The organism is Streptomyces sp. URMC 123, assembly GCF_051386515.1.
GTDB lineage: Bacteria > Actinomycetota > Actinomycetes > Streptomycetales > Streptomycetaceae > Streptomyces.
The window spans coordinates 1-11207 of record NZ_JBPQTV010000210.1; the positions used below are offsets into that span (position 1 = coordinate 1).

Genomic DNA, 11207 nt, shown 5'->3' on the forward strand with positions numbered 1-11207 from the left:
GCCGAGGGGGCCCGGTGTGGGGGGCCGGGGCAATGGACATGCCCCCTCGGCGAGGCGCCGAAACCCGATACGGGGAGGGGGTACGGCTACGGGGCCGATGCCCGCCCTTCGGCCGCCGCGCGGTCGACCCTCACGGGGTCGGCGACCAGTGGCCGGTTCTCGCGGGGTCGACCCCCGCGCTGGCCGTCACTGCCCGGCCGCGTCGTCCTCGGGCTGCTCGTGGGCGTGCTTGAGCGCCATCCGCGCCTTGACGACCGCGCCGGTGTCGAGCGTCTTCCAGAACGCGTGGCCGCTGACCGCGAACGACAGCTCCAGCTTCCGCTCGCGCAGCCGGTCGACCTCCGCCTTCTCCTCGTCCGTCCACCCGGGCGAATCCGGCCGCTCCCTCGCGCGCCAGCCGTCGCCCTCCGAGAAGCCGGGCATCGGCTCGACGGACCACGGCAGCCGCGCCGACAGCTCCGCCAGCTCGGCGGTCACCTGGTGCAGCTCCTTCTGTGCGGCGAGGAGGTCATCAGGAAAGGGAAAGGATTCGGCCATGGGCATAGTATGCCCGTTCGATTTCGTCGCCCGGTGCTCACGACTCCTGGACGGGTTCCCGGAAGGATCAGGCCGATGTGCGGCCCGGCCGGGGCGGCCGCACGCTGGACGCATGACAGGACACCCGCCCGTCGTGGTCCACCCGCCCACCAGCGGCGGGCGCCGGGTCAGCGTCCGCGGGCACGACGTGGGCCGGGCGCTGCGCCCCGAGGACGTGCTGGAGTTCCTGCGCAGGGCCGGCCTGGAGGAGGGCGCGGCCGCCCTGGACGACCCGGAGCTGATCGAGTGGCGGGGCGGCGGCCCGGACCACTGGTCCGGCGGGTGAACAGGGGCCGGAGGGCGCCTCAGACGCCCACGGCCTCCTCCATCTCCTCCTCCGCCTCGGCCTCCGCCCGGGCGTGCCGGCCCCGCGTGACGGCGCGCTTCCGCCGCTCGTATCCGCCCGCGACGGCCAGCAGCGCCAGCCCGGCCAGCAGCCACAGCGCCAGCGTCAGCAGATGGCGCGGCAGCCCCGCGCCGCCGTCGAAGTAGAGGACGGAGCGGACGCCCTCCAGGAAGCCCGCGCCGTTCCAGAAGGAGTGCAGCGCGCCGAAGAAGCCGTTCTGGAGCTCGGGGCGGTACACACCGCCGGCGGTCGTGAAGTTGAGCATCACGAAGAGCACCATCATGCCCAGCGTGGTCCAGCGCTTGAGGAAGGTGTGCAGGCCGATGCCGATCGTGACGATGCCGGCGGAGTAGAGCCAGGCCATGGCCCAGACGGCGGCCTGGTCGTGGTCGACCACGTGGAACACGGGCCAGGCGACGACGATCCCGATGACGGCGACGACGAACGACGTGCCGAGCCCGACGAGCGCCCGCAGGCGCATGCTCAGCCCCGCGCCGGCCCCGCCGATCACCGCGACGCTGCCGTACGAGCCGATGCTCAGCGCGACCAGCAGGAAGAACAGGCCCTGGCCCGTGGGGTCGCCGCTGCCCGGCGGGGCGACGTCGGTGACCGTGAGCGGGGCGCCGTGCCCGGCGGCCACGGGGCGGAAGACCGCCTCCGCGGCCAGCGCCGAGGTGTCGGAGCCGGCCTTGGCGACGAGCAGCTCGGGGTGCGCGGCGTCCGGTACGTACGCGCCGACGAGCTCGCGGTCGCGCAGCCGGTCCTCGGCGGCGCTCCGGGAGGGCAGGGTGCTGACCTCCAGGGCGTCGCCGGCGCGGCTCTGCATCATCCGGGCCAGCGCGGGGGCCTCGGGCGCGGAGCCGACGACCGCGACCTTCAGATGGTGCGGTGCGGGGTGGTGGAACGCGCCTTCGTAGGCGAGCCCCATGCCCAGGCACATCAGGAGGGGGGTGAGCAGATGGACGACGACATGGCGGAGGGTCTGCCGTGTGCCGGGGGTGGTCATGCGCGAGCGGTCCTTGCCTTGCGGGTGGGGTGTCCTTGCGGCCCTGCCGTCCTCGCGGTCCCGGAGTCCCGCCGGGGCCGCTCGACGCGGTCCCGGGGCCTCGCCGGGGCCGGTGCGGTCCCGGTTCCGGTCCCGGTTCGCCGGGGTCGTGGCGGCGCGCAGGGCGATGGAGTGGGTTGGCAAATGCAACCAATATTGATGTACTATACACCCATGTCGCCGGACGTCACCTCTTCTCCCGCCGCCGGGCCGCACGGCCCCGGCCGGCCGCCGTCGCCCCGCGAGGCGCCCTCGCCCCGCGAAGGGGCGGTCCGGGCGATCGAACGCGAGCTGACGGCCTTCGCCCGCCGCGCGCGTGCGAAGGCGGCGGAGCTGCACCCCGGGCTGACGCTGGTGGCCTTCAGCATGCTCGACCTGATGGTCGAACGCGGCGGCTGTCGGGGCGCGGACCTCGCCGCCCACTTCATGCTCGACAAGTCGACCGTCAGCCGACAGGTCGGCGCCCTGGAGTGGCTCGGCCTGCTCGTCCGGGAGACCGACCCGGACGACCACCGCGGCCAGATCCTGCGCCCCTCGGCGGCGGGCCTGCGAGCGGTGCGCGAGGCCCAGGAGCGCCGCAGCCTGGCCTTCGCCGAGCGCTTCACCGACTGGGACGACGCGGACCTCGAACGCCTCGCCGGCTACCTGGAGCGCTACAACGCCACGGGCCGCCGCGGCTAGGCAGTGCCGGTGGTCGTTGGTCGGGGGCCCCGGCCCTTAGCCGCTCCGGGGCGGTACGGCCGGGCGCCCGGCCGGAGTGTGGTCGTGGTCAGGCCGCTGTCTTCCGCCAGGTGTCCAGGACGGCCCGGACGGCGCTGGAAACCTGTCCCTGCTGGCCGGCGTCGGCCCACTGGTGGGCGTCGTGCTCGCTGATCTGGACCGTCTGCCCGGCGGTGGTGGCGGTGAAGTTGTGCTGCCGGGTGAGACGGCCCGAGCCGGAGTGGTAGTCGAAGTGGCCGAGGTAGTCGCCGACCGCGGTCACGGTCAGGCCGGTCTCCTCGGCGACCTCGCGCCGCAGGGCTGCGATGAGCGTTTCGCCGGGCTCGACGCCGCCGGAGGGCAGCTCCCACAGGCCGCCGAGGTAGTCGTCGGCGGGTCGGTGCAGTAGCAGCACCCGGCCGGCGGGGTCGGCGATGACGGCGCCGACGACCGTCTTCTCGATGCCGTCGCGCGCGGCGGTGCGGGCGAGGTTGTCCAGAAGGTCGGGGGTGACGGTCGAGGGGGTCACAGCAGGTCCTTGGCGTGGGTGGCGACTTTGGTGATGGCGGTGGTGTAGGCGTCGGCGAGGTCGACGTCGTTCTCGTGGTGCCACACCGGCAGCTTCAGCGTCGCGGCGTGCACATGGTCGGATGCCGGGAAAGTGTCGGCGGGCTGGCGCTGGCCGTCAGCGTAGCCAGGCAGCAGGGCTCCGGGGGTCTGGAACAGCGGATGGGTGTGCAGCGGGCACGTCGAGCCGGGGACGTCAGCCTCGGTGGCCCCTTCGGCGTGGAGGGCTTCGAGGAACCGCTCGATGGGCAGGCCGCCGAGTTCGGCCGGCTCGTAGCGCAGCGGCAGCGCGTACCAGGACGGCCGGGCGGAGACCGGCACGTGCGGCACCCGGATGCCGGGCACGCCGTCCAGTGCCGTGCGCATCCGGGCTGCGACCGCCTGGCGCCCGGCCAGGTGGTTCTCCAGACGAGTGAGCTGGGTGTGGGCGAGGGCGGCGGCCAGGGGGTGGATGCGCAGTTTCAGGCCCATGCCGGTGACGGCGAAGCGCGCGAGCGGGTGGGTCGCGGGGATTTCCCGGCGGCACCGCTTGTTGTACTGGCCGTGCAGCAGCACCCGGTAGTACAGGTCGGTGTCGTCAGTGGCGACGAAGCCGCCTTCACCGGCGGACAGCGGCTTGGGCCCGTTGAGGCTGAACGCGGATGCCGTGCCGAAGGTGCCGGTGTGCCGGCCGTTCCAGGTGGCGCCGTGGGCGTGGGAGCCGTCCTCCAGCAGCATGAGCTCGTGGTCGTCGGCGAAGGAGATCAGCGCGTCCATGTCCTCGGGCAGCCCCCACAGGTGCACCGCGACGACGGCCTTCGTCCGGGCGGTGATACGGCGTGCGGCGTCCTCCAGGTCCAGCTGGCCGCGGTCGTTGATGTCGGCGAGCACGGGGTGGGCGCCGAGGTGGAAGAGTGGGGTGGCGGTGGCGTGGAAGGTGAGCGCCGGGACGAGGACCTCGTCGGCGGGGCCGATGCCGGCGGCCGCGTACATCGAGTGGAGCGCGGCCGTCCCCGTGCAGGTGGTCACCACGTGCCGGACGCCGAGGTAGGAGGCGAGGGCGTCCTCCAGGTCGGCGACGACGCCGGAGCGGTCCGGGATGGAGACGGCCGACTCCAGTTGGCGGGCCACGGCCTGACGGTCGGCCTCGGTGATCGGCGGCCACGTGAAGTGCGGGCCCGGGGCGGATACGGCCGGTGTTCCGCCGAGCAGGGCGAGCGGGGAGTCGTTCATGCCAGGAACTCCTTCGGGTCGGCGGGGCGGTGGCTGGCGGCGGAGGCGTAGGCGGCGGCCAGGAACGCGGCGTGCGGAAGGTGCTCGGCCGGGCCGGAGGGGTTGGCGGCGGTGCCGTCCAGGACACCGCGACCGCACCGGCAGCGGCAGGGGCGTTGCCGTGAGCCGCAACGCCGTTTGCATTCGGTGCAAAGCCCCTGTCCGCAGGCGGCCGGTGCCGCTACGGTGTGCGGCGGCGCACTCCCGGCGAGCGGGGGACGGTATGGACGCGGACGCGGCACAGCCGGCGGGGGACGGCAGCCTGGGCGAACTGATCCGGCAGGAGCGCAAGAAGCAGGGGCTGACGCTGGCGCAGCTGGGGAAGCGGACCGGCTACTCCGCCGCTCAGGTCTCCCGCTACGAACGCGGCATCTCGCCGCTGACGGACGTCACCGTACTGCGGCGCTTCGCCGACGCGCTCGGCATCGCGCCGCAGGTCCTCGGCCTGATCGCCGCTCCCGAGGTCCGGCACGGGCGCGCGATCGGCCCAACCGCCGCCTACCCGCGCTTTCCGCGCCCTAGGCTGGCGGGGACGGCTCGTCCAGGAGGCGGGGAGGATGCGGTGCGGCGCAGGAAGCTGCTGGCCAACCTCGCGGTCACGGCCGCCGCGGCCGTCGGCGCCCCCATCCTCCCGAGCGGTAGCAAGCCTGCCGGCAACGGCGCCGCTGTCGGCGAGGTCCTGGTCGCGCGCGTACGGGACGCCATGCTCGGCCTCCACCCCGACATCGCCGTACCGTCTCCGGCCTTCCTGCGTGCCGATCTGGCCCGGGCCTTCATCGACTTCCACGCCTGCTCCTACGGCAGCCTCGCCGTACGGCTGCCCCGTCTGATCTGCTTGGCCCACGCCCGCGCCACCGGTGAAGAGGCCAAGGACGACGGCCTGCTGGCCCATGGCTATCTGCTGGCGACCCGGATGCTGATCAAGCTCGACGAGCAGCAGCTCGGATGGATGGCCGCCGACCGCGCCCGCCAGGCCGCCGAAGCCGCCGGCGAACCCCTGCTCGTCGCCGAGGCCGCGCGACAACTCGCCGTTCTCGCCCGCAAAGCCGACTGGCATGAGCAGGCTCTGTCCATCGCCTTGTCGGCCGCCGACCTTCCCGCCCTGCGTGGCAGGGAGCCGACGCCGACGGCCCAGCGGGGCCTGCTGATTCAATCCGCCGCCTACACCGCCGCCCGCGCCGGCGACACCACGGGCATGCGCGAGCTGACCGCCGAGGCCGCCGCCATCGCCCGGAAGCTCGGCCCCGCCGCCGTGCTGCGCGACCACGGCGGCGGCTTCAGCCCCACCACCGTCCAGCTCCACCTCGTCTCCGCGGAGAACTCCGCCGGCGACCCCGCGGCCGCCCTCGCCGCGGCCAAGAAGGTGGCGCCCGGGAGCCTGCCCAGTACCGAGCGCCGAGCCCGCTACTACACCGACATCGCCACCGCATTCGCCCGCCTGAGCCACCGGGATGACTGCATCCGCGCCCTCCTGGCCGCCGAACACCACGCACCCGAGGAGACCCACGCCCGGCCCGCAGTGAAGTCCCTCGTCTCCGGACTGCTGCTCTCCGGACGGACCACCACCGAACTCCGCGGCCTCGCCGCCCGCGTCGGCGTCCTCACCTGAGCCCTGGCCCGGTTCCTGCCCCTCTTCGGCACCGCCCCCGTCCACGCCGCACGGACCGAACGGGCCGATCTCGCCCGGCTTGCCGGCCACAACCAGTGGTAGCACTCCCGAAAACGTCACCCTGAGCTACTTGTCGGTTCCTCGCCGTGCGTTGGCGGCGGGCGTACAACCCCTGTCCCTCCTCGCGCGTCTGATCCGCCGGTGCGCACTGATGTGCGTACCCGCTCGGCTCATCAGGAGGGACCCCCTTGGCTTCCGTACGCACCACCCGACGCCGTCTCGGCGCCTGTGTCGCCACCGTGCTCGCCGTGACGGTCGGCGCCGGCGTTCTGGGCTCGCCCGGGGCCGCGGCCGCTTCCGCTCCCGCTGCCGTCTCCGTGGCCGGAACCGCCGCCACCACCGCCACCGCCGCGGCGAACCTGCCCCTCGACGCCGAGATCGTCAGCACCGGTGACACCGGCTACCTCACGTCCCGCAAGGACGACTCCGGCGCCACGGTCCTGGAGTGGCGCGCGTACGCCGACGGCTCGGTGCTGCCGATCACCACCGGCACCGTGGGTCACGAAAGCCACTCCGACACCGTCGTCACCAGCGACGGCGGCAGCACGGTCTTCCTGCGGGACATGCGGGAAGGCGGCACCCTGTCCGCGTCCTTCGACCTCGCGGCCGAGTTCAAGCCCGGCGCGAAGCTCGTCGGCGTGGTCGGCGAGAACCTCTTCGTGAAGGTTCCGACGGGCACCGCGGACTACCACGAGCTGTGGCAGCTCACCCCGGTCGACGGCGTCGCCAGGAAGACGCTGCGCCTGGGCGGCGGCTACGGCCTCGACTTCAAGGTCGTCGCCGCCACGAGCGACGCCATGCTCCTGCTCAGCAGCAACCGGGTGTTCCCGAGCCCGGCGACGCGCAAGACCGAGTTCTGGCTGACGCGCAGGAACGTCGACCCGGACTCGGCCGTCAAGGAGGGCAGCAGCGCGAACACCGCCCCGTGGACCCACGCCTCGACGGGCGCCTTCAGCGCGGACTACGAGTCCTGGGTCGAGTACCGGAGCGGGGCCGCCACGCTCCGCGTGGAGGGGGTGTACGTCCACCGGACGTACACCCTGGACAGCTCCATGAGCGGCGCCGTCATCGCCGGCGTCCTCCAGGACACGCTGCTCTACGGCGTCCCGGGCAAGGCCGCCGACGAGACGCCGAGCCCGCTGTACGCCCGGAACGTCAAGAGCTCCACCGCCGCGCCGTACAAGCTCATGGAGCACTTCTCCAGCGTGGCCCACGCGCCGGACGGCGGCCTGCTCGTGCGCGGCGCCACGGCCGAGGCCGACGGGCTGTTCCGTATCTGGCCGGGGGACGACGGCCGCCCGACCGCCACGCTGGTGGCGGCCACGGGCCGGGTCCCGGCCGTCAAGGTGACCGAGTCGAAGGTCCCCACCGCGGTCGACCTGGAGAAGCCGGGCACCACCGTGCCGATGGAGTGGACGCTGTCCCGCGCCAACGCCACCGTGGACCTCACCCTCACCCACCCCGCCACCGGCACGAAGCTCACCCGGCGCCTGGCCCGGCCGGCCACCGGCAGCCGCTTCGCCTTCACCTGGGACGGCGTTCTCGACGGCATCAGCGCCCCCAACGGCGCCTACACCTGGCAGCTCACCGCCACCCCGGCCGACGGCGCCGGCGCCCCGGCGACCGCCTCCGGGAGCCTCCAGGTCTCGCGCCGGGCCAACCCGCACGACGCCAACGACAACGGCTCCACGGACGTCCTCGCGCGGGACGCCTCGGGCGTGCTGTGGCGGGACGACCTCTTCGACTGGCCGTCGGGCGACCGGGACACCACCGCCAAGCGGACGAGGATCGGCGCCGGCTGGCAGATCTACAACCGGATCGAGGCCACGGGGAACATCGCCGGTGCCCCGGCGGGCGACCTCGTGGCCCGCGACGCCTCCGGCGTCCTCTGGCTGTACCTGGGCAAGGGCGACGGCACCTTCGCGCCCCGCGCCAAGGTCGGCGGCGGCTGGCAGATCTACGACAAGATCACCGCCGGCAGCGACCTCACCGGCGACGGCCGGCCCGACCTCCTCGCCACCGACACCTCCGGCGTCCTGTGGCTCTACAAGGGCACGGGCAGCTGGTCCGCCCCCTTCGCACCCCGCACCCGGGTCGGCGGCGGCTGGCAGATCTACAACGAGATCACCGCCGTCGGCGACATCGTGGGCGGCACGGCCGGCGACCTCGTGGCCCGCGACACCTCCGGCGTCCTCTGGCTCTACCAGGGCAACGGCGCGGGCGACTTCACCACCCGCGTCAGGATCGGCGCTGGCTGGAACGCCTTCTCCCACCTCGTCGGCGCCGGTGACGTCACCGCCGACGGCCGCCCCGACCTGGTCGCGTACGGCCCGGGCGGCACGTACGTCTACGGCTCGACCGGCTCGCCGACGGCCCCGTTCAGCCGTCGGACGACCACCCTGTACGCGGGCGAGGGCACCGCGTTCAACCACATCGCCTAGCTACGGGGGCTCGCCCGCTGTCCCACGCGACGACCGGGGACAGCGGGCGGCGGGCCGTCACCGCCGGGCGGCTACGCCCCGCAGAACTCGCCCTTGAACACGTTCTCGAAGGGCGCCTCCTCGGTGAGCCAGTCACCGTTGATGTTGAAGGCGAGCGTGTGCCTGCCGTCGCGCGTGCTCGCCGCGCCGGTCAGGGAGCCCCAGACCACGCCGTCGTGGCCCCACACCTGCGTGCCGCAGGAGAGGGTCCGCTGGATGATGCCGAGGCCGTAGCGGTAGTGCTGGCCCGTCTCCACCGTCTGCAGCATCTGGTCCATCTGCCGCTGCGGCAGCAGCTTGCCGCGCAGCAGCGCCCCGAAGAAGCGGTTCAGGTCACCGCTGGTGCTGATCAGCTCGCCGGTGGCGCCGGACCAGCTGGGGTTGTACTCCGTGGCGTCGTGAACGGTCGGGCCCGGGTCGGGGACGTACAGCTTGGAGTAGCCGATCGGGTGCGGGCTCGGCAGCGTCGGCCGGGTGCCGGGGAAGGACGTCTCCCGCAGCCCCAGCGGCTTGATGACGCGCTGCTCGGCCTCCTTGGCGTAGGTGTTGCCGGTCACCTTCTCGATGATCATGCCGGCGAGGTTGAAGTTGGTGTTGGAGTAGTGCCACCCGGTGCCGGGCGCGAACAGCGGCGGGTACTTGGTGGCCATCGCCACCAACTGCTCGGGCGTCCTCGTCTGGTAGCGGTTCTTGAGGAAGCCCTCGCCGTTCATCGTCTGCTGCCACTCGGGCGTCTCGACGGTGTCGGCCACCCCGCTCGTGTGGTTGAGCAGCTGGCGTATCGAGATCTTGTTGCCGTCGTAGCCGTTGCCCTGGAGCAGGCCCGGCAGCTTGCTCTCGACCGAGTCGTCGATGTCCAGCTTGCCCTCGGCCTCCAGCTGGAGCAGGACGACGGTCATGAACGTCTTGGTGATGCTGCCCGCGCGGAAGTGGTCCTGGGCGGTGCGCTCGCGGCCGGTGGCCGTGTCGGCGGCGCCGGCCGAGCCGAACCAGGAGCCGGTGGGGGTGCGGGCCTCGGCGGCCACGCCGGGCATGCCGGCCTTGACGAGGCCGTCGAGCGCCTTCCGGGTCGCGGCGTGCGACCAGGTGTCGGCCGCCGGGGCGGAGGCGTACGGAGCGGCGGCGTGCGGAGCGGCGGCGTGCGGGGCCGCCGGGGACGCGGTGGCGGCGCCGGCCGTGCCCGCCAGGGTCGTCGCCCCGAGGGTGGTGGCGAGGGCCAGGCCGATCAGGCCGCGGCGCAGGCCGGTTGCGGATGACATCAGGTAACTCCCTTCGAACGGTGCGCATCTGATTACACGCCATCCGCGCGGCGCGGTGATCGGAAACGTGACGCATGCCGCATCGCGGGCCCGGGACCGTTCCCGCCGGCCGGCGGGCTTCACGCGGCCGTCGCCCACGGCCCGGCCGCCGGGCGTGCCGCCGCCCGGCGCCCCGTGGGGTCGCCGGGCGGACCGCAGGCTCCGGGCGGGATCAGACCGAGAGACCGCCGTTGATCTCGACGACCTGTCCGGTGATGTACGCGGCCCGCTCCGAGAGGAGGTACGAGACGAGGTCCGCGACCTCCTCCGGCGCGCCGGGCCGGCCCAGCGGGATGTGCTCCATCAGATGCCGGGTGGCGTCCTCCGTCAGCTGCGCCGTCATGTCCGTGGTGATGAGCCCCGGGGCCACGACGTTGGCGCGCACGCCGTACCGGCCGCACTCCTTGGCGAGCGAGCGGGTGAAGCCGATGATGCCCGCCTTCGACGCCGCGTAGTTGGTCTGGGTCGCGTTGCCGTTGATGCCCGCGACGGAGGAGAGGGTGACGATGGCCCCCTTGCGCCGCCGCATCAGCGGGAAGACGGCCGCGCGGCAGATGTTGTACGTGCCGTCGAGGTTGGTGTCGAGCACCTCCCGCCACTCCTCGCCGGTCATCAGGGCCAGCGGCCGGTCCCGGGTGACGCCGGCCGAGGTGACCACGGCCGCGAGCGGGCCGAGCTCCTTCTCGGCCGTGGTCACGAACTCCCGGGCCTGCTCGTGGTCGGCGACGTCGACCTGCCGGGCGAGCACCGCCGCGCCGGCCGCCGCGGCCGCCTTGACGGTGGCCTCGGCGGCGTCGGAGGAGGACCGGTAGCAGAAGGCCACGTCGTAACCGTCCTCGGCGAGCCGGGTCACGACGGCGCGGCCGATCCCGCGCGAGCCGCCGGTGACCAGGGCCACCGGCCGGCCCGTCGGCGGCGCGCCCGGCTCCGCGCGCCCGGTGCCGGTCGCGGCGCTCATGCGGGGGAGCCGCCGTCGACATGGGCCCGGACGAGCTCGCCGACCTTGCGGAACGAGCCCAGCTCGGCGAGTTCGGCGTCGTCGACCTTGACGCCGTAGCGCTCCTCCAGGCGGACGGCTATCTCCAGCGAGATCAGCGAGTCGACCTCCAGGTCCTCCTTGAAGCGCGCGTCGTCGGTGACCTCCTCGACGGGCAGTTCCAGGGCGCCGGCGACCAGGGCGCGCAGTTCCTCGAGGTCGAGAGCGGTACCGGTCTGAACGGACATGGCATTTCCTTTCGGGTGAATTGGGGCATGCGGGGGGCGTACGGGGGTGTGC

Annotated in this window: 11 protein-coding genes; 4 read left to right on the forward strand and 7 right to left on the reverse strand. The window is 73.5% G+C overall.

What is annotated here, in order from left to right; all coding sequences use genetic code 11:
- Positions 1 to 186 precede the first annotated feature (186 nt).
- Complete coding sequence (locus tag ACSNOD_RS21695; RefSeq protein WP_436768670.1) at positions 187 to 537, reverse strand: hypothetical protein; 351 nt, start codon at positions 535 to 537, stop codon at positions 187 to 189.
- A 112-nt stretch (positions 538 to 649) separates the two neighbouring features.
- Between ACSNOD_RS21695 and ACSNOD_RS21700 the strand changes: the two genes are divergently transcribed.
- On the forward strand, positions 650 to 862 hold the full coding sequence (locus ACSNOD_RS21700; protein ID WP_436768671.1) for a hypothetical protein: 213 nt from the start codon (positions 650 to 652) through the stop codon (positions 860 to 862).
- 19 nt (positions 863 to 881) lie between these two features.
- On the opposite strand, the gene ACSNOD_RS21705 is transcribed toward ACSNOD_RS21700, so the two are convergent.
- A complete protein-coding gene (locus ACSNOD_RS21705; RefSeq protein ID WP_436768672.1) occupies positions 882 to 1928 on the reverse strand; it encodes a hypothetical protein in 1047 nt (348 codons plus the stop codon).
- A gap of 213 nt (positions 1929 to 2141) precedes the next feature.
- Here ACSNOD_RS21705 and ACSNOD_RS21710 point away from each other — a divergent pair, with 213 nt between their 5' ends.
- Complete coding sequence (locus ACSNOD_RS21710) at positions 2142 to 2648, forward strand: MarR family winged helix-turn-helix transcriptional regulator (protein ID WP_436768673.1); 507 nt, start codon at positions 2142 to 2144, stop codon at positions 2646 to 2648.
- Positions 2649 to 2736: 88 nt separating this feature from the next.
- Here the strand turns inward: ACSNOD_RS21710 and ACSNOD_RS21715 are convergent, their stop codons facing one another.
- Both ACSNOD_RS21715 and ACSNOD_RS21720 read right to left on the reverse strand, forming a co-directional pair.
- Positions 2737 to 3195 carry an NUDIX hydrolase gene (locus ACSNOD_RS21715; protein WP_436768674.1) on the reverse strand — a complete coding sequence of 153 codons (459 nt, stop codon included), beginning with the start codon at positions 3193 to 3195 and terminating at the stop codon, positions 2737 to 2739.
- Entirely contained in the window at positions 3192 to 4445 is a 1254-nt protein-coding gene (locus ACSNOD_RS21720; RefSeq protein WP_436768675.1) for a DegT/DnrJ/EryC1/StrS family aminotransferase, read from the reverse strand. The genes ACSNOD_RS21715 and ACSNOD_RS21720 overlap by 4 nt, the downstream gene beginning before the upstream one ends.
- Positions 4446 to 4707: 262 nt before the next feature.
- Here ACSNOD_RS21720 and ACSNOD_RS21725 point away from each other — a divergent pair, with 262 nt between their 5' ends.
- Positions 4708 to 6093, forward strand: a complete 1386-nt coding sequence (locus ACSNOD_RS21725; protein WP_436768676.1) for a helix-turn-helix domain-containing protein — start codon at positions 4708 to 4710, stop codon at positions 6091 to 6093.
- A gap of 248 nt (positions 6094 to 6341) precedes the next feature.
- The gene (locus ACSNOD_RS21730; protein ID WP_436768677.1) at positions 6342 to 8594 is read left to right on the forward strand and encodes an FG-GAP repeat domain-containing protein; all 2253 of its coding nucleotides are present in this window, start codon (positions 6342 to 6344) and stop codon (positions 8592 to 8594) included.
- A 71-nt stretch (positions 8595 to 8665) separates the two neighbouring features.
- On the opposite strand, the gene ACSNOD_RS21735 is transcribed toward ACSNOD_RS21730, so the two are convergent.
- The 3 genes from ACSNOD_RS21735 to ACSNOD_RS21745 form a co-directional block, all read right to left on the reverse strand.
- Positions 8666 to 9892 (reverse strand): serine hydrolase domain-containing protein, encoded by a 1227-nt coding sequence (locus ACSNOD_RS21735; protein ID WP_436768678.1) that lies wholly within the window; start codon positions 9890 to 9892, stop codon positions 8666 to 8668.
- A 211-nt stretch (positions 9893 to 10103) separates the two neighbouring features.
- Entirely contained in the window at positions 10104 to 10889 is a 786-nt protein-coding gene (gene fabG / locus ACSNOD_RS21740) for a 3-oxoacyl-ACP reductase FabG (protein WP_436768679.1), read from the reverse strand.
- Entirely contained in the window at positions 10886 to 11155 is a 270-nt protein-coding gene (locus ACSNOD_RS21745) for an acyl carrier protein (protein WP_436768680.1), read from the reverse strand. The genes fabG and ACSNOD_RS21745 overlap by 4 nt, the downstream gene beginning before the upstream one ends.
- Positions 11156 to 11207 lie beyond the last annotated feature (52 nt).

Bases quoted from the DNA above. Each gene is read 5' to 3' on its own strand.
- fabG (WP_436768679.1), bottom strand. From the start codon at position 10,889: ATGAGCGCCGCGACCGGCACCGGGCGCGCGGAGCCGGGCGCGCCGCCG.
- ACSNOD_RS21720 (WP_436768675.1), bottom strand. From the start codon at position 4,445: ATGAACGACTCCCCGCTCGCCCTGCTCGGCGGAACACCGGCCGTATCC.
- ACSNOD_RS21735 (WP_436768678.1), bottom strand. From the start codon at position 9,892: ATGTCATCCGCAACCGGCCTGCGCCGCGGCCTGATCGGCCTGGCCCTC.
- ACSNOD_RS21700 (WP_436768671.1), top strand. From the start codon at position 650: ATGACAGGACACCCGCCCGTCGTGGTCCACCCGCCCACCAGCGGCGGG.
- ACSNOD_RS21695 (WP_436768670.1), bottom strand. From the start codon at position 537: ATGGCCGAATCCTTTCCCTTTCCTGATGACCTCCTCGCCGCACAGAAG.
- ACSNOD_RS21725 (WP_436768676.1), top strand. From the start codon at position 4,708: ATGGACGCGGACGCGGCACAGCCGGCGGGGGACGGCAGCCTGGGCGAA.
- ACSNOD_RS21705 (WP_436768672.1), bottom strand. From the start codon at position 1,928: ATGACCACCCCCGGCACACGGCAGACCCTCCGCCATGTCGTCGTCCAT.
- ACSNOD_RS21745 (WP_436768680.1), bottom strand. From the start codon at position 11,155: ATGTCCGTTCAGACCGGTACCGCTCTCGACCTCGAGGAACTGCGCGCC.
- ACSNOD_RS21710 (WP_436768673.1), top strand. From the start codon at position 2,142: ATGTCGCCGGACGTCACCTCTTCTCCCGCCGCCGGGCCGCACGGCCCC.